The sequence below is a fragment of the Vibrio tarriae genome (assembly GCF_002216685.1).
Classification (GTDB): domain Bacteria; phylum Pseudomonadota; class Gammaproteobacteria; order Enterobacterales; family Vibrionaceae; genus Vibrio; species Vibrio tarriae.
In genome coordinates, this window is the sequence record NZ_CP022353.1 from 562720 (window position 1) to 588308 (window position 25589).

Below are 25589 nucleotides of genomic sequence, written 5' to 3' on the forward strand. Positions count from 1 at the left end.
CAGATTTATTATTGGAGGGATAAAAAGCGCTCGCGTTGCACCATTAACTGGTCAATCCGCGCATCGTAACGGGCTTGCGCTAAGCTACCCAATTCCACCAACTGACTGGCTTGGGTATAAAACTGAATCGCTTTGTTCCAGTTTGCTTGCAGCGCCATGATTTCACCGCGTGCCGCTAAGTCTTCCGCACTGTTGCCTAAACGGCTATTGGCTTCAGACAGCAGTTGCCAACCATTGATGTCATTAGGATTGTCATGGGTGTAACGTTGCAAGATTCGAATGGCATCGGTGAACTTATCTTGCTTGAGCAGCACGTTCGCATAGTTAATGGTCAGCACTGAGTTATTTGGCGTCTGTTTGAGCGCCTTTTCTAACAAGCTTTGTGCTTTATCGGCTTGCTTGAGCTCAATATACAAATCGCTGATCGCATCGAGATAAAAATGATTGTCCGGTTGTTCTTTAACTAGCTGAGTCAACAGAGGCTCTGCTTTATCGAACTGTTTGAGATCGAGATAAACCAAGGCTTTGCCGTACTGGATGGACGGCTGTAGTGTGGCGTCGATTTTTTTCTCACTGCGAGCAAACCAATCCAACGCTGCGTCGGCATCAATGCCCGCATAACGAGCGATGATCCGTGCGCGCGCCAAGTGATAATCCAAGTGTGGAGCAAGTTTGAGTGGCGGATATTGTCTGGCCCGCTCACGGCTATCGGTAATCCGGTCTTCTGGCAGTGGGTGAGTCAGCAGCATAGGGGGCGGCTTACTGGCGTAGCGATATTCATCAGCAAGGCGAGTGAAAAATTGCGGCATTGCGTTTGCGTCAAATCCGGCTTTGGCTAAGGTCGCGATGCCAAATCGATCCGCTTCTTTTTCATTGCTACGTGTGTAGTTAATCTGGCCTTGGATGCTGCCCGCCATGGTGGCGTTGATCGCCGCAATCCCCGCTTCTGGGGCGGCAATCGCGAGCAGTAATGAACCGGCGAGTGCCGCCATCGTCGCAGGAGAGCGACGTGCTTGCTCTTCCATGCTGCGTGCAAGATGGCGTTGGGTGACGTGAGCAATTTCATGTGCCATGACCGACGCTAACTCACTTTCACTTTGTGCATGAAGGAACAACCCAGAGTGCAAGGCGACGTAACCACCAAAAAAGGCAAAAGCGTTGATGTTACGATCGCGGATCATAAAAAAGGTGAACGGCGTTTTGACATCGTTGGCGCTGGCGACTAAACGATGTCCTAAATTATCAATGTACTCATTGAGTACAGGATCGTTAATCACAGGTTGGTTATTGCGCAGCATACGCATATAAGCATCGCCATAAATCAGTTCTTGATCTATGGTCAGCGTCGAGCCCGCTACCGTGCCAATATCCGGCAATTCGATAGGATCATTTTGTGCGATGGCAGGAAGACATGGCGCTGCAATGCATAGACATAACAGGGTACGTGTCGGGAAGAATTTCATAATGGCGGTGCATACTCCGAGTTTATCTGCCTGTAAGACATGTCCGATGTCTATTGGTTTCTTGATTCTGCGTTTGAGCAGCGAATTTCCTGTGAAAATCTACCCCCCATTAACGCCAATTAGGTGTAACCCTGAACGAAAGCCGATACAATGTGCCACCTATATTAAGGATTAAGCGGCAGAATGGAACCGATTATTCTCGATTTGCGGGAGCAGCGTTGCCCTATGGCGTTACTGTTGGTTAAACGAGCCGCGGCAGCTCTATCTCTCGGTGAATCGCTGACCATTTTGATTGCCGATCCCGCCTCACAACGTGACATTGAAAAGTATATTGCTCAGCAGCCACTGGATTGTCAGCGCACTCTCAATCACGATCACTGTTCGCTCAAGGTTAGTAAGGAGACTTCGTTTAATGTTTGAAATGGTCAGTCGTTGGTATAAGCGACGCTTCTCCGATCCACACGCTGCCAGCTTGGTGGCGATTTTGTTGTTTGGTTTTATCACCATCTATTTCTTTGGTCATTTGATTGCCCCTCTGTTGGTGGCGATTGTACTCGCTTATCTACTGGAGTGGCCCGTTACTCAGCTGCGCCGATTACGAATTCCGCGCACCTTAGCGGTGATCATTGTCATTACGGTGTTCACTGGCTTGATGATTTTGGCGGTGTTTGGTTTGGTGCCGACGATTTGGAAACAGGTGGGGAATTTAATTAATGACGTGCCGAATATGTACAGCGGTACGCAGAAGTTCATCACCAGTTTGCCTGAACGTTATCCTGAATTGGCACATCTAGAGATTGTCGAGTCGGTGATCAGTAATGCCAAAAACAAAGTGCTAGGCATGGGCGAATCTGTGGTGAAAGGTTCTCTTGCGTCTCTGGTCAGCTTAGCCACGCTGGGCGTTTATCTGATTTTAGTGCCTCTGTTGGTGTTTTTCTTATTGAAGGATAAACAAGAGATGCTGCGGATGGCGAGTGGTATTTTGCCGCGTAACCGCAAGCTAGCGAACAAGGTTTGGGAGGAGATGAACCAACAAATCTCCAACTACATTCGCGGCAAAGTGCTGGAGATTGTTATTGTCGGTACAGTCAGTTACATCACGTTCGCGATTTTAGACCTGCGTTACTCCGTATTGTTGGCAGTCGCGGTAGGGCTTTCGGTATTGATCCCTTATATTGGAGCTGCAGCTGTAACCGTACCCGTGGCTATTGTGGCCTTGTTCCAATGGGGGCTGACCCCGCAGTTTTACACCTTGTTGATTGCTTACGGCATTATTCAGGCTTTGGATGGTAACGTTTTGGTGCCCATCCTATTCTCCGAAGCGGTCAACCTACATCCGGTGGCGATCATTATTGCGGTGCTCGTGTTTGGCGGATTATGGGGCTTCTGGGGCGTGTTTTTTTGCGATTCCTTTGGCGACCTTGGTGAAAGCCGTTTGGAAGGCGTTACCTAGTTTAGAGGACGATCTCGTGGAGACGGATTAGCTTTTCCGCGAAAAGACAATCTTACGCACAATTAAAAAGCCTCACTATTTAGTGAGGCTTTTTAATTGTGCGTTACTCATCTAACTGTAAATAAAAGCTAAAGTTTATACTTCATACCAACGATATAGTTAGGTGTCGCATATTTCACTGTAATAATCACAGCGCAAAGCATCGGAGTTGGTATGAAATTTAGTTATAAAATTGTAGCTGCATCCTCAATGCTGCTGTTGGTCGTTCTTTCCTTGCTCTCTTTTCAGCAGCAAACGACCGTCCGCAGCCAAGTTGAATCTTTCGTTAACACCAGTTTAAAAGAGATGGTAATAGGAATAAAAAATACCATTGAAGCGGATCTGACCAGCAAGAAAACCTTAGCTCAGACCACGACAGAAGTATTGGCTTTAGATCCGGATAACCGTGAATACGTTCGCCAAGTCTTGGAGACGCCTAAGCTAAAACAAAGCTATATTGCTGTGGGTGTCGGCTATGACAACGACGGTGGTGTGGTAGAAAACGACGACGCGTGGGAAGTCGAGGCGGATTACGATCCGCGCACCCGCCCATGGTATAACGATGCAAAACAACAACGAAATCTAGTGGTAACCGAGCCTTACGTTGACGCCACAACCAAGAACACCATCATTTCGATTGGCACTCCGCTTACGGCACAAAACCAATTCAAAGGCGCTATCTTCTTTGATGTAGAACTCACGGCGTTAGCGGATTTGGTCAACTCGATTAACCTGTTTGATGCCGGCTATCTGTTTATTGTGACGGAAAATGGTACTACCATCGCCCATCCGAAATCTGAGCTCAATGGGGAACCATTGAATCGCTATTTGCCCAACGTCACCATTCAACAGGGTACTCAAACGGTAGAAAATAATGGCAAAACTTATCTGGTTAGCTTCACGCTTGTGCCGGAAGAGAATTGGTACATTGGTGCGGTGATAGATGAATCCATCGCTTTTTCCGCCCTGACTGAACTTCGCAACAGCTCGATCATTTATACCCTTATTGGTGTTGTATTCAGCGTTTTGGGCTTGGGACTGCTGATCCGCGTTTTGATGAAGCCACTCGGAGTACTTAATCTTGCTATTCAGGATGTCGCCTCAGGCCAAGGCGACTTAACTAAGCGCCTTGATACTAACACCGATAAAGAGTTCGCCGAGTTGGCCAGAGGATTTAACACCTTCACCCAGACGTTGCAGAGCCAAATTCAACAACTTAAAGCGATTGGTGCTGAAATTATGTATGGCACTGAGCAAACTGTGATGGGCGCTCAAGAATCCGCTCGTGCAGTCACTCAGCAATTGCAAGAGTTGGAGCAGCTCGCGACGGCAATGCATGAAATGGCAGTAACGGCGACAGAAGTGGCGAATAACGCACAAAGCGCAGCGGCTGCGGCTCACGAGGCTGATGAAGCTTCACAAGATGGCAGTAAAGTGGTGAGTGATACCACGCGATCGATTGATGCGCTTTCTGCTCGTATCGAACAAGCGGTAGAAGAGGTCAAAGGGTTAGAAGTGGCGACCGGAAATATCGAAACTATTTTGAAAGTGATTAACGATATTGCTGACCAAACCAACTTATTGGCCCTCAATGCGGCGATTGAAGCCGCGCGCGCGGGTGAGTCGGGTCGAGGTTTTGCGGTGGTTGCCGATGAAGTTCGGACGTTGGCGCAGCGTACGCAACAATCGACCACGGAAATTCGTAATATGATCGAACAGTTGCAAAGCGGTGCGAGTGCGGTTTCTGCTGCTATGAATGAGAGTAAGTACACGGCGGATGATGCTGTGCAGAAGGCGCAGCTTGCTAATGAATCTCTGCAACGGATTCGTGGTGCTATCCAACGGATCAGCGATATGAACATGCAGATTGCTTCTGCAGCGGAAGAGCAAAGTCTCGTTGCCGAGGAGATCAACACCAATACGGTGAAGATTAAAGATCTCTCGACTCAGGTGGCGGACTCCGCTAAATCAGCGAGTATGGCCATGGAAGTACAAACCGAAAACGTGCGTGAGCAAGGCAAACTCCTCAATACCTTTATCGTGTAGCGTTTTGACCTATGCTTTCGAGTGTCAATTATAAGGCCAGTCAATGACTGGCCTTAATCTTTTCTGCATTCAAACTGACTAAAATCGGCATTTCTACCGATTATTTGCCGCTGAGATAAGCCAGTACCACTTCATGGTGATTGCTGGTTTTAAACTTATCAAAGACTTGCTCAATTACACCTTGTTCATTGATCAAAAAGCTGATGCGATGTAAGCCATCAAAGATTTTACCCATGAACTTTTTCTCACCCCATACGCCAAACTGTTCAGCCACTTGGTGATCTTCATCTGATAACAGCGAGAAGTTGAGATTATCACGTTCAATGAACTTGCCTAATCGCTTCACGGGATCGGTACTCACCCCCAGCACCACCACATTATGCCCTTGCAACTCTGCTTGAATATCGCGTAGTCCTTGTGCCTGCACTGTGCAGCCTGGCGTCATGGCTTTTGGGTAAAAGTAGAGCAGGACTTTTTTGCCTGCAAAATCCGCAATCATCACTGGTTTGCCATCTTGATCTGGCAAAGAGAAAGTGGGAGCTGGAGCTCCAGCAGTAAGAGTGTTCATAATGATCCCTTTGATTACTGACTGTTTTTTATAAAGTTAAGTGAACCCTGAACATCAAGTGCTGTACATAAGGCATCAAACTCTTCTTGCAACTGCATGAGGTTACAACTTGAGTCCACTCGTGCGCTGATGGCGATGTGGAACTGATTTTGCTCACTGTGCAGTTTGTCTTTGCTGATGGTTTGTGCGCTCAGTGATGCCATACCGATTTGGCGCTGTGCGAAAAATTGGGTGAACTTTTCGGTCAGTCCCAGTTTATCGTCAGACTCGACGTACACTTCCACGGTATAAGCATGGGTTTGATGATCATGAGGTGATGTACGTTTCATCATGGTGATCAGATCATGCTGTTGGCCAAGCAAAGGTAACGTTGTTTCGACGCGAGTAATGTTGCTTGGGGAGCCAGAAATTAACATCAAAAGTGTAAATTCTTTTCCAAACAGAGCGATGCGGCTATCAATAATGTTGCAACCCGCTTGGGTCACTAATCGAACCACTTCGTTACAAATGCCGGGTCTGTCAGTGCCCACGGCGGTGATCACAAGATGCTGAGTCATACTGTCACTTTAGAGATGATTTTTCGGGCATGTTAACACAGTTAAACTAGAGAAAAAGCGTGACCAAGTGCGTTTTTCCGTGCGCTCACCCTGAAAATGACCACAGTTTGACACCCACGACGAAGTGCCGTGTATAAAGGTCACTCGTCTTGCCCGCCATTTATTGAGGGTATCTTATCAATATTCATCCGCATGGTGATTTAAGCCCATTTCTCCGCTTGTCTTTTTTTAGCGCCATGCATTACCATGCTGAGAGTATCAGATTAGGGAGATAGACATGTTTTCAGGAAGTATCGTTGCGTTAATTACCCCATTTACTCCGGACGGTGAAGTCGATTATGTCAGCCTGAAAAAGCTGGTCGATTTCCATGTTGATGCAGGAACCGATGCGATTGTTTCCGTTGGCACCACCGGTGAATCCGCGACGCTAACTGTCGAAGAACACGTGAAAGTAGTAGCAAAAACGGTGGAGTTCGCTGAAGGTCGTCTGCCTATTATTGCTGGAACAGGCGCGAATGCGACCCACGAAGCGGTTACGTTTAGCCGCCTGCTGAATAACACAGGTATTGCTGGGTATTTGAGTGTCACGCCTTATTACAATAAGCCGACCCAAGAAGGCCTGTTTCTGCACTACAACGCGATTGCGCAAGAAACCGATATTCCCGTGATTTTGTACAATGTTCCGGGACGTACCGCAGTGGATATGCGCCCAGAAACCGTTGCCCGTTTATCTGAAATCAAGAACATTGTCGCACTGAAAGATGCGACCGGTGATTTAAGCCGTGTTGCGAAGCACCGTGAGATGTGTAAAGAAGGTTTTGTCCTACTCAGTGGTGATGATGCCACAGGCCTTGAGTTCGTTAAGCTCGGGGGACAAGGTGTGATATCAGTGACCAACAATATCGCTGCTGCCGACATGGCTAAGATGATGCATTTGGCACTGGATGGTAAGTTTGAAGAAGCGGCGATCATCAACCAACGCTTGATGACTCTGCATAAAAATCTGTTTATCGAATCGAGCCCAATTCCGGTGAAATGGGCTGCCCATAAGATTGGATTGATTGCAAATGGTGATCTGCGTCTACCTTTGACGCAACTTTCGGAACAAGCACGCCCAATCGTTGCCCAAGCCCTGTCTGAAGCCTGTATTTATTAAGGCGCGATCCATTACAATGCCGGGGTATCATGACCCCGGCAATTTTTAGGAGTTTCAATGAAGTTTTCTCGCCAGCTAGTTCTCGGTTCACTGGCTGTTTTGGTTTTAAGTGCTTGCTCCAGCAGCCCCACGCAACGACGCCAAGCCAAAGACGATTTCGACTATCTCGAAACCACAGAATTTAAGCCTTGGGTATTGCCACAAGGTGCCACTCCGCAGTTTTACCCTAACTATGATATTCCGCAGGGGGCATTTCATGGTGGTGTGGGTAATGTGGTGGATATTCGCCCGCCACAACAAGTGTTGGAACTTATTCCAGGCGCTCGCGCAGAACGTCAAAATGGCGAGGTGACCTTATGGATGTTGCGCCAAGATGAAGCTCAAAAAGTGTGGGATACCGCGTTGAAAATGATTGCGGAGCGCAAAATCCCCCTGCGTAAGCAAACCGATTCTATGGTGGAAACGGATTGGGTCGATTGGGTATCAGAAGATGAAGATGTGACGATTGGCAGCCGCTACCTAATGTCGATGGTGGAAACCAATAATCGTTATGGCTTTAAAATCGCACTGATTGGTTGGCGCGAAAATGGTCAAGTACAAACGGTCAGTACCACTAATAAAGAGCGTTACAACGCCTTTATGACCAACTTGGTGACAACTCGTTACGACTCCGATGTGCGTGCGGAAGCGGCGCGTCGTGCCCAAGAGCTGGTCAAGCAAATTCCGATTACCATGGGCTCAGATCGCAGTGGTTTCCCTGTGATTATTGCGCGTACCCCTTATGATGTGTTCTGGCAGCGTTTGCCGGAGTTACTGCCCCATATGGGCTTTACCATCGAAGAGCGTAACCAGTCACAAGGTACGGTCAAAGCCAAATACGCCGCACCAGATGATGAATTCTGGGAAGAGGTCGGGGTAAAACCGATTGAGCTTAAATCAGGTACTTATACCTTCCTGTTTGGTGATTTGGGTAACCGTACTTCGATTAACGTGACAGACTCTGCGGGTAAACCGGTCAATGAAGCGCTGTTGAAAGAGATGGTACCTGTGCTCTCTGCGGTGGTGGATAAGAAATAATCCTAATCGTGAATTCTGTTTTCCTACCAAGTTTTATCGAACGTTGAAGATTGATAGAGAAAGTAGAAAAGTAGAGATGAGAAAGAAGGGATGCCTTGGCATCCCTTTGTTATTTAGTGTTATCACTTATCTTTCGGTTCAGAGGTGTCCTCAGCGTCATTGGGTGAACGCGGGTATAGTTTCTGATCCAGTTCATTCAGCCGATCAAGTTCGCTTTTTTTATCCATTTGCCCAAATTTCATGTTGGCGGTGTATTTAAGCGCGGCAATATTCCCGACAATCACGGCGACCACAATCAACGAGATCACCCAAGGGTTAAACAGTATCTCCATGTTATACCTCACAAATATTCGTGATGAAATGCTGATAAATCTCTGGCAACAGCGCTTGGATGGTCGCTTTTCCTTCCATCGCTACGGCAGAGAGTTGCTCAAGCAATAGAGGCTCGGTCAGTGCCGCTAAACATTGCTGCGCAGCCTGTTTATGGCTGATATGCCAAGGCTCAAAGCCAATCCCTTGACCATGCTGATAGGGTAGGAAAAAACCAAATTGAGCCAGATGTGCGTTTAGCCATTGAGAGAACTCACTTTGATGCCCTTCAAGATATTCCCACGGTTCAAGCAGCAGACTGGTGTTCTCTGGTAAAGCATCGCGGTCATACACATCAAAATCCGTTCCCCAATGGTGACGACTTGCGCCCGGCAAGGCTGACCAGCGTAATATGGCTAGTACTTTTTCAGCTTCACTCAGTGTGTTGCTATTCAATGGCTGGCTATGTTCATCGAGCAGCGGTTTTTGACCGAGCATTTTCTGGTTCCAGATCGCCAGTTGGCGTTCAAAGGAGCGAAAACCGCTGGCGATACAAAGATTAAACCCTGCATCTTGCGCCGCTTGTTTGAGTGCTAAAAGATCCGCACTCACTTGCGGATGCACTTGAAACGCTTTTTGTCCGACCATTACGGAGATCAAATGTGTGTCGGTTTGCCCGGTCAGCTGCTCTGGGGTCATAGTTAGCCTAAAAGATGATTTAAGGTTTTTTGATACATATCGGTCAATTTCTCTAAATCCGCAATACGTACACACTCGTTTACCTTGTGAATGGTGGCATTAACGGGACCGAGCTCAACCACTTGCGCGCCCATTTGGGCAATGAAGCGACCATCGGATGTTCCGCCTGTCGTCAGTAACGCAGGGGCTTGATGGTTAACTTCCTCTACGGCCGCCACGACTGCGGCGAGTAGCTCGCCGGCATCGGTCAGGAATGGCTGGCCGCTGAGTGTCCATTTCACATCGTAATCCAGCCCGTGAGCATCCAAGACAGAATGTACGCGACGTTTGATCTCTTCATCGGTTAGCTCTGTGCTAAAGCGGAAGTTAAACTGCACATCAAATTCCCCAGGGATGACATTCGATGCGCCAGTACCCGCTTGCAGGTTAGGAATTTGAAAGCTGGTGGGTGGGAAATAGGCGTTACCTTCATCCCATTGGGTGGCGGCGAGTTCGGCCAATGCGGGGAGCGCTTTATGCACGGGATTATTAGCCAGATGCGGATAAGCAACATGGCCTTGAGTGCCTTTTACCTTCAAATCCCCCGTGATGGAGCCACGACGGCCATTTTTCACCACATCGCCTACGGCTAGGGTACTGGACGGCTCACCGACGATACACATATCGATCAGTTCGTTACGTGCCATTAGCGTTTCTACGACACGGACGGTACCGTTGATAAAGGGGCCTTCTTCATCAGAAGTGATCAAAAAACCGATCGAGCCTTGATGATCGGGGTGTTCGGCAATAAAACGCTCTACCGCCACAATCATACAAGCCAGCGAGCCTTTCATATCTGCTGCGCCACGCCCATGCAGGAAACCATCAATCACAGTCGGCTCAAAAGGAGGAGTGTGCCACTGCGCCAGAGGGCCGGCAGGCACCACATCGGTATGACCTGCAAAAACAAACAGGGGAGATTGCGTGCCGCGGCGAGCCCAGAAGTTGGTGGTGTCTTCAAACACCATGCTTTCAATTTCAAAACCCAGCGCTTTTAAACGCTCAATCATCAGATCCTGACATCCTGCGTCGGCAGGAGTAACGGATTGGCGGCTAATCAGATCTTTTGCCAGAGCCAGTACAGGGCTATCTGTCATCCTTGAAATTCCTTGTATTAATCAAAAAGCTTAAGAAAAAAGAGCGCGATATTGGGCATCGCTAAAGCCAAGATGCAGTTCATCTTGACGTTGTAAAATAGGGCGCTTAATCATCGCCGGATGTTCTACTAACAATGCCACGGCATTGTCGGCATTCAAAGTGGCTTTTTGCTCATCACTCAGTTGACGAAAGGTTGTGCCGCGCTTATTGAGTACTTGTTCCCAACCTAATTGGCTACAAAATCCAGCCACCAATTCCGGGGTAACCCCCTCTTTGCGATAGTCATGAAACTGGTAGGCGACACCCGATTGTTCTAGCCATTTACGGGCTTTTTTCATGGTGTCGCAGTTCGGAATGCCATACAGAGTGATCGTCATGTTTATCCTTAAATGGGTTTTATTGAAGGCCTGAATGGGTTGCTTCATGGTGTTGAGCTTAGGGCAACCTTGCTTATTGTGCGTTCAATCCTAACAGGAAGGGCAGGCAGAGACAAAAGAGTGATGTATCCCCTTCCTACTTGAAGTTGCAGCGGCGTTGGCTGCATTCGCTCACCCCAATCACATAGTGTCGCTATGCTCATGGGGATTTACTCATTTGCCGCCTACCTGCAACTCCAAGTAGTTTGGGTATAGATATTTCACACAAAGAAAAAATATCCCATTAAAGTAAATCGATTGGCAAGTTATTGATCAAACGCAACACATAACACAGTAAAACGGAAATAATGAGCACAGCATACTTTAGGAGGTATCAATGGAACTGAGTCCTGTATTCGCAAGGCGCTTATATTTAGCTTTGCTTGTGGAGAGCCTTGAGCGACCCAATGTCCCTAAACTGATTGAAAAGACTGGCTGGCCTCGTCGTACTATCCAAGATGTCATCAAAGCCATGCCGGGTATCGGTATTGAACTGAACTTCGTGCAAGATGGCCGCCGACACAATGATGGCTACTACCAGCTTTCTGACTGGGGGCCCTTTGACAGCCAATGGGTCACCGAACGCAAAAAAGACATTGCGGCAAGCTTAGGGTTTTGTGCTTAAAGCCAGCATCGCTGGCTTTTTCATTTTCCACATTATGCGGCTTGGCACATCATGCGGCTTGGTGCGTCAGCTGTTTTGCCACAACCAGTAACTGATAAAACCTAGCCAACTGAGCGCTAATAATACCCATGCGAGTTTGGCTTGATTGGTATGAGAGTCATCGCCGAGTTCGGCTACATAGTCATCCGCTTCGTGGATTTCCTCTGTCGAAGATTGCTTGGCTTTTAACGCTTTTTTACGCAGCTTATCTGCCTGCCGGTGTTTCTCTTTCTGCTGCTTTTTGTATAAAGCAATCCCTTTTTCGATACCTTGAGTGATGAGCTTAGTTTGCTCTTTGGTTTGTCCGGGGCGCTGAGTCGCTTTCGCAATTTTTAACGCCTCTTGCTGGGTTTGTTCTGACGGAATGAGAGTCGTGTTTTTCATTAATCTATACGGTTTAAAAAGCTTAGGACTAAGACTAGCATGTGAGCGCAGGGTAAAAAATGGGGTGAGCTAAGAATAAGCAGTGGTCATTTAGGGGAATTGCGCTAGAGTGAACAGCCTGTGTTTTATGAGTTGAGAAAACCGTGCGTTATTCGATTGAACAGTATGATAGTCAAGGATTTTTAAAAGCACCGATATGGCTATGGCTAGGATGGCTGTTTCTTAATCGAGCTTGGGTCATGTTTGTGATGGCGGGGGTGAGCCGCGAACAAGGTTCCCATTTGCTCTCATTGATCTATCCCGATCACTCTTTGTTGTATGTTGGACTTGCGATGGGGGCTCCGGCGCTTGCCTTAATGTGGCTCATCACGTTACGCAGTTCGCAGCGGCAATGGGTCAATCAGATTGTCGCGCAAGGTCGTGCGATTTCTTTATTCGTTGTGATAGGCCAATTTGTGCAAACGGCTTTTCACGTTTACTTGCAGCAGGGGGCTTTTCACTGGGCCAACGCATTGACCCTACTCTTATTACTGTGGTTTGGCATTTACCTCGTGCAGAGTCGCCATGTGCGCGACAGTTTACAAGCCCCCGCGTTGGATAAGGCATGATCATCATCAACGCGATGATTTTTCTTTTTATTACACTGAGCAAAACCGAAAAGTGAGGATTCGTTATGTTTAAGTCACAGACCGCAATCTTGCCAGAAGCTGGCCCGTTTGCCCTGTACACACTACTGAAAGTTCGTCAGAACCACGCCCATGTTTTGCAAGCGCTTAAGGCTTTGCCTGCGTTAGTTGAGGAAATCAATCAAAATCAGCCGGGAGCCGAGCTGACGGTTTCTGTCGCGTTCAGCAAAGGTTTTTGGAGCCATTTTGAGATGGCGTCGCCACCAGAACTGATTGATTTTCCTGAGCTGGGTGAGGGCGAAACTCACGCGCCAAGCACGGATGTGGATGTGTTGATCCATTGTCACGCCACGCGCCACGATTTGCTGTTTTATACTCTACGTAAAGGGATTAGCGACATCGCTCAAGATATTGAAATCGTGGATGAAACCTATGGTTTCCGTTATTTAGACGCACGTGACATGACGGGCTTTATTGATGGCACAGAAAACCCGAAAGCTGAGAAACGCGCGGAAGTCGCGTTGGTGGCCGATGGCGACTTTGCGGGAGGCAGTTATGTGATGGTACAACGCTTTGTGCATAATTTGCCAGCGTGGAATCGTCTCAACTTAGCGGCGCAAGAAAAAGTGATTGGTCGTACTAAGCCTGACTCCGTCGAGCTAGAAAATGTTCCTGCCGCTTCGCATGTGGGCCGAGTGGATATTAAAGAAGAAGGCAAAGGGTTGAAGATTGTTCGCCACAGTTTGCCCTATGGCAGCGTGAGCGGCGATCACGGCCTACTGTTTATCGCGTACTGTCACACGCTGCATAATTTCAAAACCATGCTGGAAAGCATGTACGGTGTCACTGATGGCAAAACAGACCAACTGCTGCGCTTTACCAAAGCCGTGACAGGGGCTTATTTCTTTGCACCATCGCAAGTGATGTTGCAGGAACTGACACTCAAGAATCAATAATGCAACACCGTTGCATATGTTTCATGCCAAAGCCGAGCCTAGTGCTCGGTTTTTTGATTAAAGAAAACTCACTTTACACCGATAAAAGAACAAGTAAGCAATCGTGTAAGGAGTGCAGCAGCCATGGCCATGACGGTAAATACCAATGTGTCTGCGCTGGTAGCACAGCGACATCTTAATTCTGCGTCCGAGATGCTCAATCAATCTCTGGAGCGGCTCTCTTCTGGCAATCGAATCAACAGTGCCAAAGACGATGCTGCAGGACTGCAGATCTCCAATCGTTTGGAAACGCAAATGCGTGGCCTCGACATTGCTGTGCGCAATGCCAACGATGGTATTTCGATCATGCAGACGGCAGAAGGGGCGATGCAAGAAACCACTCAGCTATTGCAACGCATGCGCGACCTATCTTTGCAATCGGCCAACGGTTCAAACAGTGCTGCCGAAAGAACTGCATTACAAGAGGAAATGGCCGCTTTAAACGATGAATTGAATCGAATTGCTGAAACCACCTCTTTTGCGGGACGCAAGCTGCTCAATGGCCAATTTATGAAAGCCAGTTTCCAAATTGGTGCCAGCAGTGGTGAAGCCGTGCAGCTTTCACTGCGCAATATGCGATCTGACAGTTTGGAGATGGGCGGGTTTAGCTATGTTGCGGCTGCGCTGGCCGATAAACAGTGGCAAGTCACAAAAGGTAAACAACAACTCAATATCAGCTACGTTAATGCGCAAGGGGAGAATGAGAACATTCAGATCCAAGCCAAAGAGGGGGACGATATTGAAGAGTTGGCGACTTACATCAATGGTCAAACCGATAAAGTCTCTGCGTCCGTGAATGAAAAGGGGCAGCTCCAGCTTTACATCGCGGGGAAAGAAACCTCAGGAACCTTGGCGTTTGGTGGTAGCCTAGCCAACGAGTTACAACTCAACTTGTTGGGGTATGAAGCGGTGGATAATCTCGATATCAGCAGTGCAGGCGGAGCGCAGCGCGCCGTTTCTGTCATTGATACGGCACTGAAATATGTCGATGGACACCGTTCTGAATTGGGGGCGATGCAAAATCGTTTCCAACACGCGATCAGTAACCTCGATAATGTGCATGAAAACCTAGCGGCTTCGAACAGCCGGATTAAAGATGCGGATTACGCCAAAGAAACCACGCAAATGATTAAGCAGCAAATTTTGCAGCAAGTCAGCACTTCTGTGCTTGCTCAAGCGAAACGCCAGCCAAAGTTTGTACTGTTTTTACTGCGTAACTAACTTTGCCCGACCTATTCGTTATATGACGATAATGAATTATTTGTCTAACTAAAGATCAAGCTCACCTTATCGCCCACGGTAGAAAAATCTTGAGTGCCCAAGTGCACTTTTTGCGCATTTTATGTGTTTGATGACTGATTTATCGCCAACCAAACTTTTTTCTTAAAAAATCGAAAATTTTTCCTAAAGGATTTAAAAAACGCGCCGTTATAAAAGGTAACTTTGAGAGAACTACTTTGGTTTTCCGAGACGTCGGAAACCGGATACATCGGAAAATCAATTGGAGAAATCACCATGGCAGTAAATGTAAATACCAACGTATCAGCAATGACAGCACAGCGTTATTTGACTGGTGCAACAAACGCACAACAAACATCAATGGAGCGTCTATCTTCAGGCTTTAAAATCAATAGCGCTAAAGATGATGCAGCAGGCCTACAAATCTCTAACCGCTTGAACGTACAAAGCCGCGGTCTGGATGTAGCAGTACGCAACGCGAATGATGGTATTTCAATTGCTCAGACCGCAGAAGGCGCAATGAATGAAACTACTAACATTCTGCAACGTATGCGTGACTTGTCTCTGCAATCTGCGAACGGCTCAAACTCCAAAGCCGAGCGTGTGGCAATCCAAGAAGAGATCACCGCGTTAAACGATGAATTGAACCGTGTGGCTGAAACTACCTCTTTCGGCGGCAACAAACTGCTCAACGGCACTTTCTCAACCAAGTCATTCCAAATCGGTGCTGACAATGGTGAAGCTGTGATGCTGACCCTAAAAGACATGCGCAGTGATAACCGCATGATGGGCGGTACCAGTTATGTCGCGGCTGACGCAAAAGACAAAGATTGGAAAGTTCAAGCGGGCGCGAACGACATCACCTTCACGCTGAAAGATATCGACGGTCAGGATCAAACCATTACCGTTAATGCTAAAGAAGGCGATGATATCGAAGAAGTGGCGACTTACATCAACGGTCAAACCGACATGGTGAAGGCGTCTGTCAACGAGAAAGGTCAGCTACAAATCTTTGCTGGTAACAACAAAGTAACCGGTGATGTGGCGTTCTCTGGTGGCCTAGCGGGTGCTCTGAACATGCAAGCGGGCACAGCAGAAACTGTTGACACTATCGATGTAACTTCAGTCGGTGGCGCGCAACAATCGGTTGCGGTTATCGACTCTGCACTGAAGTATGTAGATAGTCACCGTGCTGAACTGGGTGCGTTCCAAAACCGCTTCAACCATGCAATCAGCAACTTGGATAACATTAACGAAAACGTGAATGCTTCTAAGAGCCGTATCAAGGACACCGATTTCGCGAAAGAGACGACTGCGCTCACCAAATCGCAAATCCTATCTCAAGCATCAAGCTCTGTGCTGGCTCAGGCCAAGCAAGCGCCAAACGCCGCACTCAGCCTGTTGGGTTAATCCCCACACCGCCAAAAAATCCAGCTTCGGCTGGATTTTTTATTTCAGCCAGTTTCATTAATGAGTGCCTAACTTCACGAAAGTGGAGAGGATTTTCTTTTTTTGAAAAAAAGCCTGAAATTTCTCTAAAGGATATTTATTTCTCGCCGTTACAGGATACGAGAGAAATGAGGTAAACCGAGGTGAGGTGAGAGACACCGAGGTTTACCAACTTATCCGCCTAAGGAGATCAATATGGCAATTAATGTAAACACGAACGTGTCTGCCATGACCGCTCAGCGCTATTTAAATGGCGCTGCTGATGGTATGCAGAAATCGATGGAGCGTTTGTCGTCCGGCTACAAAATCAACAGTGCCCGAGACGATGCCGCAGGTCTGCAAATTTCTAACCGTTTGACATCGCAAAGTCGTGGTTTGGACATGGCGGTGAAAAACGCCAACGATGGTATTTCCATCGCCCAAACTGCAGAAGGGGCGATGAACGAAACGACCAACATCTTACAACGGATGCGCGATCTTGCGTTGCAATCCTCTAACGGCTCAAACTCTTCTTCGGAACGCCGCGCGATTCAAGAAGAAGTGTCTGCCCTCAATGACGAGTTGAACCGTATTGCAGAAACCACCTCTTTTGGTGGTAACAAACTGCTGAATGGTTCGTTTGGTAGTAAATCGTTCCAGATTGGTGCGGATTCGGGTGAAGCCGTCATGCTCAGCATGGGCAGTATGCGCTCGGATACTCAAGCCATGGGAGGTAAAAGCTATCGAGCTCAAGATAGTAAAGCCGCAGACTGGCGTGTCGGCGCAGCAACCGATCTAACCCTGAACTACACTAACAAACAGGGTGAAGCACGTGAAGTGATCATTAATGCCAAACAAGGTGACGACTTAGAAGAGCTTGCGACTTATATCAACGGTCAAACCGAAGATGTCAAAGCCTCGGTCGGTGAAGACGGTAAGCTACAACTGTTTGCTTCATCACAAAAAGTCAATGGTGATGTGACCATTGGTGGTGGACTGGGCGGTGAAATTGGTTTTGATGCTGGCCGTGATGTGACTGTTGCGAATGTGGATGTTTCAACAGTAGCGGGTTCACAAGAAGCCGTTTCAGTGCTGGATGGTGCTTTGAAGGCGGTGGATAGCCAACGCGCTTCATTAGGTGCATTCCAGAACCGTTTCGGTCATGCGATCAGTAACTTGGATAATGTCAACGAAAACGTCAATGCGTCTCGTAGCCGTATCCGCGATACCGATTATGCTCGTGAAACCACGGCGATGACGAAGGCGCAAATATTGCAGCAGGCGAGTACTTCTGTATTGGCGCAAGCGAAGCAGTCACCATCTGCAGCTCTGAGCTTATTGGGGTAACCCTTTGAGCGGAATTGAGCTAGTAAGTAACTTGTGGATTCAATGTTACTTATAAGGTGGAAGGGAGATTGTTATGGAAATACCATCCTACGCATCGAACATCCAGCCTTACGGCTCACAAAGTGGCACTAAAATTGCTTCAGAAAACGATAATGCAAAAAGCGTTTCGCTTTCAGGGGATAACAGCCGCTCGGTTTCGCGTACAGATAAATTATCTGAACACTTTTCTGAGCAGGTCAGGGCAAGACAGCAAGAATCGGTAGAGACGGCCGTGGCGCAAGCGAAGCAGCGCCAACGTCTTAACGAGGAGCAACTTGCCAAAATGGTGGAGCAAATGAATGAGTTTGTGAAATCCATTAACAAAGGCCTGTCTTTCAGATTGGATCATGAATCCGGGCGTGAGGTGGTTACTATCTACGAAGCCTCGACGGGTGATATTATTCGCCAAATCCCCGAGGAAGAGATGCTTGAAGTATTGCGCCGCCTTGCCCGTGAACAGGATCATCGATCCGGTTTACTGATGGCAAAGGTGTAACACGGTTTTTGAGGTGATTGAATGAGTTTAGGCCCGATGGGGATGAATACTGGCTTTGACATCAATGGCATGGTCAGCAAAATTGTCAGTGCGGAGCGCGTACCTAAGCAGCAACGCATTGACAATGAGCGCTCCAACATTGACACCAGTATCAGCGCCTATGGTCGGCTCAGAGAGTCGCTGGATACGATGAAAAATCTGATGACCCAGTTTCGTCAGGAGAAGGCTTTTGCTGTACGCAAAGTCGACACCAGTAACGAACAGGTTGTCTCCGCGACAGCCACCACGGAAGCTATTGCTGGCAACTACTCCGTCGATGTGTTGCAGCTTGCTCAAAGCCATAAAATTGCGTCTGAAGTGTTAGACAAAGACGCAAAATTTGGTCCGGGCAAGCTGCATATTTCATTGGGCGATAAAAGTTTTACGCTGGATGTGCAAGGCAACTCCAAGTTGGTCGATATTGTCCGTGGGATCAATGGTGAAAAATCCAACCCGGGCGTGCGAGCCTCGATCATCAATGATATCGAAGGGCCGCGGCTGATCGTTGCCTCTAACGTGTCAGGCAAAGATCACAGCGTAAAAATGTCCGCTCAAGCGGAACCCGGTAATCCACTTAAGCAACTCGAATACAAAACCCTCGAACAGCGAGTTCGTGATTTAGAAAGAGCGCGTGCGCAAGCTCAGCAACTCATCGCCCCACTCACCCCTGAACAGCAAAAAGTCGCCGCCAAAGTCGCGGAAAAAATTGGCGATGCTGCTCGGCTGGTCGATCAAGAAGTCGCACAAGAAATTCGAAGTGCCGCACAAAGTGCACAAGGTGCCGCAGGAGACGTGCTTAACGCTAGCGAGTTAACCGATAGTGCGGTAAAAGCCGCGGCTAATGCCGCCAGTGAAGCCAAAAAATACATCAGACCGGAAGACAGAATTCCGGGCTGGACAGAAACCGCGTCAGGCACCTTGCTCGATTCCTACTGGGAACCGGAAGAAGAACTGGATGCTCAAGGTCAAAAAAAGGCCGCTGACGTGCCCGGGTGGAGTAACGCCGCATCCGGTACACTGCTCGATTCCTACGTCACGCCGCAAGAAGCGCAGCAAAAGCTAGAACAGAAATTAGCGCAAGAGAAAGCGCAGATTGAAGCGGCGATCCGCAGCGGAAAAATGACGCCAGAAGAAGCCAAAGCCCAAGCGCGCGCGAAACTTAGCCCAGAAGAGCGTGCCTACATTGAACAAGTTGAAAAAGCGCAAGCGGCCTTGAATGCGGCGCAAAGTGCCTTTGATGGCTACGGCGGCATGACCGAAGTGCAATCGGCGCAAGACTCTATGGTGGTGCTGGATGGGGTGGCGACCTTATCGAGCAATAACAACATCATCGAAAATGCGATCGAAGGGGTCAACTTAACCCTCAAAGGCAAAACCGATCGCAATCAGCCACCCGCGGAAATCGGCATTGAATATGACCGTGAACGAGTGCGTAACGACATCGAACAGTTTGTCGCGGCCTATAATCAGTTTTTCCAAACCAGTAAAGAGCTCGCGGGTGTTGATCCACGAACCGGACAAGCCGGCCCTTTAGCGGGTGACAGCATAGTTCGTAGCGCAGACTCACGATTAAAAACCGTCTTCTCATCGAGCATTGATCAAGCGCCAGAAAACCTCAAATCACTGACTGAGTTTGGGATCACCACCACCCGACAAGGGACGCTAGAAATCAACTATGCTATGCTTGACCGCCAATTGAATAACAACTTCACTAAGTTGGGTGAGTTTTTTGGCGGCAATCAAGGCTTTGCTAAGCGGGTCGAAGATGCGATTTCGAGCATGACTGGGGTTACGGGTTCAATCCGTACCCGAGAAAAGAGCTTGAATGAACAGACTTACCGATTGGATGACGACCAACGTTCTCTCGACCGCCGTATGGAAAGTTTGGAAAAACGTACCCATTCAAAATTCAGTGCCATGCAAGATGCAACCAGCAAGATGCAGTCGCAGTTAGCGGGCATGATGAACGCGTTAGGTGGTTAATGTGGAATCAGAACTGCAGCGTTTGAGTGATCTCGATCAACAAATCGCAACTCTTCTTGCGGAAGATGACATTCATACTGAAGATATTTTGCAGTTGGTCGATAACAGGGAACAGCTATTGCATAGCTTGTTAGGTTATTTGGCCGATCACCCAGAATTGGCAAAGTCCGATTTATGGCTCAAGGCAATTGGTAATACTCAACAACTTGTGGAACAGATGCAGTTAAAAACGGCGGCGATGGGGCAAACACTCCATAAATATCGCCACGGAAATAAATCGGTTCAGCAATACAAAAAGTTTTTATAAGAGGAAGACTATGCGTGGTTCTTTACAGGCTTACAAAAAAGTATCAGTGGATAGCCAGCTAAGTGCGGCCTCACCGCATAAAATCGTCCAGATGTTAATGGCCGGAGCGATTGAGCGCCTGATCCAAGGTAAGGCAGCGATGCAACAAGGTAACATCCCTGTGAAAGGTGAACGTTTAGGTAAAGCCTTGGATATTATCATTAGCCTACGCAGTTGCTTGTCGATGGAAGACGGTGGCGACATCGCCAAGAATCTCGATCAACTGTATGACTTTATGGTCAATCAAATTACCCAAGCCAACCATAAAAATGATCCACAAATGCTGGATGACGTGATTGAGATCATTCGTGAAATAAAGTCAGCTTGGGATCAAATTCCTCCTGAATATCACAACTTGACTGCTGCTGAAGTGGGTATTTGATTTCTGTCAGAGAAACTTTTAACAGATATCACACCCAGCAAATGCTTGGTTGCCTTATTTGCTGATTTAAATAGAATAGAAGCCACTAACTAGCCAAGTGGCTTTTTTTGTTGCTGATTTCCACAAATTGTCTATCGTTTATTCAGGATCCAGAATCAAAACTAACACCTGAAAATGATGTTCAAACGGTGCAACCACAACTTCTTATAATAAAGGCAAATAATCTCACCTATGCAGAGTGTAGCGAAACTACTTGTGATTGAGGACGATGCCGCGCTCCGGCTCAATCTCAGTGTCATTTTAGAATTTGTAGGGGAGCAGTGTGAGGTCATTGAGTCTACTCAGATTGACCAAATCAATTGGTCGGTCGTGTGGGGCGGGTGTATTTTAGGCTCGTTGCGTGGTCAAGCGCTTTCTGAACAATTAATTCAATCTCTGGCCAAAGCTAACCATATTCCATTGCTGGTTGCCAATAAGCAGCCTTATTCCTTAGAAGAATTCCCCAATTATGTGGGTGAGTTAGATTTCCCGCTCAACTATCCGCAGTTGAGCGATGCTTTGCGTCACTGTAAAGAATTTCTCGGGCGCAAGGGCTTTCAAGTGCTTGCTACCGCGCGCAAAAATACCCTATTTCGTAGCCTTGTTGGGCAAAGTATGGGGATTCAAGAAGTTCGTCACTTGATTGAACAAGTCTCGACCACGGAAGCCAACGTGCTGATCCTCGGTGAGTCGGGCACAGGTAAAGAGGTGGTCGCGCGCAACATTCACTACCATTCAGGACGCCGTAATGGTCCTTTTGTGCCCATCAACTGTGGTGCGATTCCGGCTGAATTACTGGAAAGTGAACTGTTTGGCCATGAAAAAGGGGCGTTTACCGGAGCGATTACCGCACGTAAAGGCCGTTTTGAGCTGGCTGAGGGTGGCACACTGTTTTTAGACGAAATTGGCGATATGCCGATGAGCATGCAGGTTAAACTGCTGCGCGTGCTGCAAGAGCGCTGTTTTGAACGGGTGGGTGGTAACAGCACCATCAAGGCAAACGTTCGTGTGATTGCGGCAACGCACCGTAATTTGGAAGAGATGATTGACGGACAGAAATTTCGTGAAGATCTCTACTACCGCTTAAACGTGTTCCCCATCGAAATGCCAGCCTTGCGCGATCGGATTGATGACATTCCTTTGTTGCTACAAGAGCTGATGACTCGCATGGAAGCCGAAGGCGCGCAGCCCATCTGCTTCACGCCGCGTGCGATCAATTCGATGATGGAGCATAACTGGCCGGGCAACGTACGTGAGCTCGCCAACTTGGTTGAGCGTATGGTGATTCTCTATCCGAACAGCTTAGTGGATGTGAACCACCTGCCGACCAAATACCGTTACAGTGACATTCCTGAGTTTCAGCCAGAGCCGAGTCGCTTTAGTTCAGTTGAAGAGCAAGAGCGTGATGTTTTAGAAGGAATTTTTGCAGAAGACTTCAATTTTGAAGAGCAACAGGAATTTGCCCCTGATATTGATGCGCCACAAGCGCTGCCACCTGAAGGGGTGAATCTCAAAGAGTTGCTCGCCGATTTAGAAGTGAACCTCATCAACCAAGCGTTAGAAGCGCAAGGTGGGGTGGTGGCGAGAGCGGCAGACATGCTCGGTATGCGTCGCACCACCTTGGTTGAGAAGATGCGCAAATACAACATGCAACGCTAGGAAAACCATAGTCAATATATTGGCATTGATTAACGTGTTGATTTTAAATATAAATGGCTTGGCATGACTCTTGCGTGCCAAGCCATTGTTGTATTTAAAAACAGAGAGTGAATGATGAGCAGCGCAGTGCAAGAGCAGCATTCCCATTTGGACTCGTTAGAAGATCAAGTTGAGCGCTATAAACAGGTATTGGATGTGATGCCCGCTGGGGTGATTTTGCTCGATACCCAAGGCATAGTGCGTGAAGCCAACCCAGAAGCACAGCGTTTACTGGATGTTCCGCTAGTCGGTGAAAAATGGTACAGCGTGATCCAGATTGCTTTTGCTCCGCGTGACGATGATGGTCATGAAATCTCGCTGCGCAATGGGCGCAAAGTGCGCTTGGCGATCTCCGCCTCGACAACGGGGCAGCTCATTTTGATCACCGACTTAACCGAAACTCGTCTATTGCAGTCGCGGATCAGTGATCTGCAACGTCTCTCTTCCTTGGGACGCATGGTGGCTTCATTGGCTCACCAAGTGCGAACACCACTGTCCAGTGCCATGCTGTATGCCGCAAATCTCGCAGCACCGAATTTACCTCCTGCTACTCGTGAGCGTTTTCAAAGTAAGTTGGTTGACCGACTGCACGATTTGGAAAAGCAAGTTAACGACATGCTACTGTTTGCCAAAGGTGGCGATAATAAGGTGGTGATGCCTTTCTCGATTGGGGATCTAGCCGCTGAGTTTATGCCTATGGTCGAAACGGCGCTGAAAAATAATCAGATCGATTATGGGCAAGAAGTCGAAAATGAAGAGACCATGTTGCTTGGAAATGCTAATGCTTTGGCTTCCGCGCTGAGTAATTTGGTGATGAATGCGCTGCAAATTGCTGGCAAAGGCTCACAAATTGATGTGTTTTTCCGCCCTGTGAATGGCGAACTTAAAATTTCCGTGCAAGATAATGGCCCCGGTGTGCCAGAGTCGTTGCAACACAAAATCATGGAACCCTTTTTTACTACTCGTTCACAAGGCACTGGCCTTGGTCTAGCGGTGGTGCAGATGGTGTGCCGTGCCCATGGTGGGCGATTGGAACTGATATCCAAGGAGGGAGAGGGCGCTTGTTTTACTATGTGCATTCCCCTTGAACGTCAGACAGATAGCTCAAACTCAGAGACTGGAGAGTGAAGATGGCTCAAAGCAAAGTCTTAATCGTAGAAGATGACGAAGGTCTTCGCGAAGCGTTGATCGACACCTTGGCTTTAGCGGGTTATGAGTGGCTGGAGGCCGATTGTGCAGAAGACGCTCTGCTCAAGCTCAAATTAAACAGTGTCGACATTGTGGTTTCTGATGTGCAAATGGCAGGCATGGGTGGCTTGGCTCTGCTACGCAGTATTAAACAGCACTGGCCGAATTTGCCCGTACTGCTGATGACCGCTTACGCCAATATTCAAGATGCCGTATCGGCCATGAAAGATGGCGCGATTGACTACATGGCTAAACCTTTTGCGCCAGAAGTGCTGCTGAACATGGTCAGCCGTTACGCGCCAGTAAAGTCAGATGACAACGGTGATGCCGTGGTCGCGGATACGAAAAGCCTCAAGCTGCTCGCCTTAGCCGACAAAGTGGCGAAGACCGATGCCAACGTGATGATTTTGGGGCCAAGCGGCTCTGGTAAAGAAGTGATGTCACGTTACATCCACAATGCCTCTCCTCGTAAAGAGGGACCATTTATTGCGATTAACTGCGCGGCGATTCCTGACAACATGTTAGAAGCGACGCTGTTCGGTTATGAAAAAGGCGCGTTTACCGGAGCCGTACAAGCGTGTCCCGGTAAGTTCGAACAAGCCCAAGGTGGCACCATTTTGCTCGATGAGATCAGCGAAATGGATCTCAATCTGCAAGCGAAACTGCTGCGGGTACTGCAAGAGCGTGAAGTGGAGCGCTTAGGGAGCCGCAAAAGCATCAAACTCGATGTTCGCGTGCTCGCGACCAGTAACCGTGATTTGAAACAGTATGTGCAAGCCGGACATTTCCGTGAAGACCTGTACTACCGTTTGAATGTATTTCCAATCACTTGGCCAGCCTTATGTGAGCGTAAAGACGATATTGAGCCGCTGGCTAACCATCTGATTGAGCGTCACTGCAAAAAGCTGGGTTTACCAGTTCCGAGCATTGCGCCTAATGCCATCACTAAACTGCTGAATTACCCATGGCCGGGGAATGTGCGCGAGCTGGATAACGTGGTGCAGCGTGCTTTGATCTTAAGTGAAAACGGCCATATTCAGAGTGAGCACATACTACTGGAAGGGGTCGATTGGCACGATGCCAGCAGCTTACAACAAGCGGTGGCAGGAGAGTCGATGGCTGCGCCGCAGATCAAACCTGTGGCAGAACCTGAAGTGTTTAAACCCCTAGTGCAAGGTGGTGGGCAAAGCAGTAGCTCGCAAAGTTCAGGTTTGGGTGGCGAACTGCGTGACCAAGAGTTTGCGATTATTCTTGATACGTTGGCCGAATGTCAGGGACGCCGCAAAGAGATGGCGGAGAAGTTGGGTATTAGCCCACGCACTTTACGTTACAAACTCGCCAAAATGCGTGATGCAGGGATTGATATCCCCGGTTGAGGGCATGGCATATAAATTGCTCTTTAGAGTTAGGACTAGGATTTTTGAGTCAAACAATTGGCATCAGAGGTAGCAATGAGACTTGACGGTTTAAATAACGAAATGCAGGCGATGATGTTTGAGGCAATGAACACTCAGCCTACATCGACAGGTCAGAAAGTTGGCGCTGACTTTGGTGCCATGTTGACTAAAGCGATCAACAACGTAAACGGCCTGCAAAAGACCTCAAGCGATATGCAAATGCGCTTTGATCGCGGCGATGAAGGGATTTCTCTTTCTGATGTGATGATCGCCCGTAACAAATCGAGTGTGGCGTTTGAAGCGACTATTCAAGTACGCAATAAGCTCGTTGAAGCGTACAAAGAACTGATGAATATGCCAGTATAACTTGGGTAATAGA

The 25589-nt window shown here is 48.1% G+C and carries 26 protein-coding genes and 1 pseudogene; 19 read left to right on the forward strand and 8 right to left on the reverse strand.

Annotated elements, in window-relative coordinates:
• Positions 1 to 8 precede the first annotated feature (8 nt).
• Positions 9 to 1463 (reverse strand): beta-barrel assembly-enhancing protease, encoded by a 1455-nt coding sequence (gene bepA, locus CEQ48_RS08180; protein WP_089070887.1) that lies wholly within the window; start codon positions 1461 to 1463, stop codon positions 9 to 11.
• Positions 1464 to 1646: 183 nt separating this feature from the next.
• Here bepA and CEQ48_RS08185 point away from each other — a divergent pair, with 183 nt between their 5' ends.
• The 3 genes and pseudogenes from CEQ48_RS08185 (at position 1647) to CEQ48_RS08195 (ending at position 5001) form a co-directional block, all read left to right on the forward strand.
• A complete protein-coding gene (locus CEQ48_RS08185) occupies positions 1647 to 1883 on the forward strand; it encodes a sulfurtransferase TusA family protein (protein WP_089070888.1) in 237 nt (78 codons plus the stop codon).
• A pseudogene (locus CEQ48_RS08190) lies at positions 1876 to 2947 on the forward strand (AI-2E family transporter). Before CEQ48_RS08185 ends, CEQ48_RS08190 begins: the two are co-directional and overlap by 8 nt.
• 182 nt (positions 2948 to 3129) lie before the next feature.
• A complete protein-coding gene (locus CEQ48_RS08195; RefSeq protein ID WP_089070889.1) occupies positions 3130 to 5001 on the forward strand; it encodes a methyl-accepting chemotaxis protein in 1872 nt (623 codons plus the stop codon).
• A 100-nt stretch (positions 5002 to 5101) separates the two neighbouring features.
• Here the strand turns inward: CEQ48_RS08195 and bcp are convergent, their stop codons facing one another.
• The gene (gene bcp, locus CEQ48_RS08200; protein WP_089070890.1) at positions 5102 to 5569 is read right to left on the reverse strand and encodes a thioredoxin-dependent thiol peroxidase; all 468 of its coding nucleotides are present in this window, start codon (positions 5567 to 5569) and stop codon (positions 5102 to 5104) included.
• A gap of 14 nt (positions 5570 to 5583) precedes the next feature.
• Entirely contained in the window at positions 5584 to 6126 is a 543-nt protein-coding gene (locus CEQ48_RS08205) for a glycine cleavage system transcriptional repressor (protein ID WP_089070891.1), read from the reverse strand.
• 277 nt (positions 6127 to 6403) lie between these two features.
• Between CEQ48_RS08205 and dapA the strand changes: the two genes are divergently transcribed.
• Both dapA and bamC read left to right on the forward strand, forming a co-directional pair.
• Complete coding sequence (gene dapA, locus CEQ48_RS08210) at positions 6404 to 7282, forward strand: 4-hydroxy-tetrahydrodipicolinate synthase (RefSeq protein ID WP_089070892.1); 879 nt, start codon at positions 6404 to 6406, stop codon at positions 7280 to 7282.
• A 57-nt stretch (positions 7283 to 7339) separates the two neighbouring features.
• Positions 7340 to 8359, forward strand: coding sequence for an outer membrane protein assembly factor BamC (gene bamC, locus CEQ48_RS08215; RefSeq protein WP_089070893.1), 1020 nt, complete (start codon positions 7340 to 7342; stop codon positions 8357 to 8359).
• A gap of 122 nt (positions 8360 to 8481) precedes the next feature.
• Here bamC and CEQ48_RS08220 read toward each other — a convergent pair whose 3' ends face one another.
• The 4 genes from CEQ48_RS08220 to CEQ48_RS08235 are packed head-to-tail and all read right to left on the reverse strand — an operon-like array spanning position 8482 to position 10881.
• Complete coding sequence (locus CEQ48_RS08220; RefSeq protein ID WP_181710804.1) at positions 8482 to 8691, reverse strand: DUF2897 family protein; 210 nt, start codon at positions 8689 to 8691, stop codon at positions 8482 to 8484.
• 1 nt (position 8692) lies between these two features.
• Complete coding sequence (locus CEQ48_RS08225; RefSeq protein ID WP_198301235.1) at positions 8693 to 9367, reverse strand: M15 family metallopeptidase; 675 nt, start codon at positions 9365 to 9367, stop codon at positions 8693 to 8695.
• Between the two features lie 2 nt (positions 9368 to 9369).
• Positions 9370 to 10503: a succinyl-diaminopimelate desuccinylase gene (dapE, locus tag CEQ48_RS08230; protein WP_089070896.1), complete on the reverse strand. Its 1134-nt coding sequence runs from the start codon at positions 10501 to 10503 to the stop codon at positions 9370 to 9372.
• 30 nt (positions 10504 to 10533) lie between these two features.
• Positions 10534 to 10881 (reverse strand): ArsC family reductase, encoded by a 348-nt coding sequence (locus tag CEQ48_RS08235; protein WP_181710802.1) that lies wholly within the window; start codon positions 10879 to 10881, stop codon positions 10534 to 10536.
• A gap of 376 nt (positions 10882 to 11257) precedes the next feature.
• On the opposite strand from CEQ48_RS08235, the gene CEQ48_RS08240 reads away from it, so the two are divergent.
• A complete protein-coding gene (locus CEQ48_RS08240) occupies positions 11258 to 11545 on the forward strand; it encodes a winged helix-turn-helix domain-containing protein (protein WP_000423624.1) in 288 nt (95 codons plus the stop codon).
• 66 nt (positions 11546 to 11611) lie between these two features.
• Here CEQ48_RS08240 and CEQ48_RS08245 read toward each other — a convergent pair whose 3' ends face one another.
• Positions 11612 to 11968, reverse strand: a complete 357-nt coding sequence (locus CEQ48_RS08245; protein ID WP_089070898.1) for a DUF2956 domain-containing protein — start codon at positions 11966 to 11968, stop codon at positions 11612 to 11614.
• Positions 11969 to 12111: 143 nt separating this feature from the next.
• On the opposite strand from CEQ48_RS08245, the gene CEQ48_RS08250 reads away from it, so the two are divergent.
• The 13 genes from CEQ48_RS08250 (at position 12112) to fliE (ending at position 25576) form a co-directional block, all read left to right on the forward strand.
• A complete protein-coding gene (locus CEQ48_RS08250; protein WP_085602951.1) occupies positions 12112 to 12576 on the forward strand; it encodes a DUF2919 domain-containing protein in 465 nt (154 codons plus the stop codon).
• Positions 12577 to 12641: 65 nt separating this feature from the next.
• Positions 12642 to 13550: a Dyp-type peroxidase gene (locus tag CEQ48_RS08255; protein ID WP_000477170.1), complete on the forward strand. Its 909-nt coding sequence runs from the start codon at positions 12642 to 12644 to the stop codon at positions 13548 to 13550.
• A 123-nt stretch (positions 13551 to 13673) separates the two neighbouring features.
• A complete protein-coding gene (locus CEQ48_RS08260; protein ID WP_089070899.1) occupies positions 13674 to 14810 on the forward strand; it encodes a flagellin in 1137 nt (378 codons plus the stop codon).
• A 294-nt stretch (positions 14811 to 15104) separates the two neighbouring features.
• On the forward strand, positions 15105 to 16238 hold the full coding sequence (flaD, locus tag CEQ48_RS08265) for a flagellin D (RefSeq protein WP_089070900.1): 1134 nt from the start codon (positions 15105 to 15107) through the stop codon (positions 16236 to 16238).
• 234 nt (positions 16239 to 16472) lie between these two features.
• Positions 16473 to 17603, forward strand: coding sequence for a flagellin B (flaB, locus tag CEQ48_RS08270; RefSeq protein WP_089070901.1), 1131 nt, complete (start codon positions 16473 to 16475; stop codon positions 17601 to 17603).
• Between the two features lie 73 nt (positions 17604 to 17676).
• Positions 17677 to 18138, forward strand: coding sequence for a flagellar protein FlaG (flaG, locus tag CEQ48_RS08275; RefSeq protein WP_089070902.1), 462 nt, complete (start codon positions 17677 to 17679; stop codon positions 18136 to 18138).
• Between the two features lie 21 nt (positions 18139 to 18159).
• Complete coding sequence (gene fliD, locus CEQ48_RS08280; RefSeq protein WP_089070903.1) at positions 18160 to 20160, forward strand: flagellar filament capping protein FliD; 2001 nt, start codon at positions 18160 to 18162, stop codon at positions 20158 to 20160.
• Between the two features lies 1 nt (position 20161).
• A complete protein-coding gene (fliT, locus tag CEQ48_RS08285; protein WP_198301236.1) occupies positions 20162 to 20467 on the forward strand; it encodes a flagellar protein FliT in 306 nt (101 codons plus the stop codon).
• Positions 20468 to 20477: 10 nt separating this feature from the next.
• Positions 20478 to 20888 (forward strand): flagellar export chaperone FliS, encoded by a 411-nt coding sequence (fliS, locus tag CEQ48_RS08290; RefSeq protein WP_001214990.1) that lies wholly within the window; start codon positions 20478 to 20480, stop codon positions 20886 to 20888.
• Positions 20889 to 21119: 231 nt separating this feature from the next.
• Positions 21120 to 22586, forward strand: a complete 1467-nt coding sequence (locus CEQ48_RS08295) for a sigma-54 dependent transcriptional regulator (RefSeq protein ID WP_089070905.1) — start codon at positions 21120 to 21122, stop codon at positions 22584 to 22586.
• A 111-nt stretch (positions 22587 to 22697) separates the two neighbouring features.
• Entirely contained in the window at positions 22698 to 23753 is a 1056-nt protein-coding gene (locus CEQ48_RS08300; RefSeq protein WP_089070906.1) for a sensor histidine kinase, read from the forward strand.
• Positions 23754 to 23755: 2 nt separating this feature from the next.
• Entirely contained in the window at positions 23756 to 25189 is a 1434-nt protein-coding gene (locus CEQ48_RS08305; protein ID WP_198301237.1) for a sigma-54-dependent transcriptional regulator, read from the forward strand.
• A gap of 75 nt (positions 25190 to 25264) precedes the next feature.
• Positions 25265 to 25576 (forward strand): flagellar hook-basal body complex protein FliE, encoded by a 312-nt coding sequence (fliE, locus tag CEQ48_RS08310; RefSeq protein WP_089070908.1) that lies wholly within the window; start codon positions 25265 to 25267, stop codon positions 25574 to 25576.
• Positions 25577 to 25589: the final 13 nt, after the last annotated feature.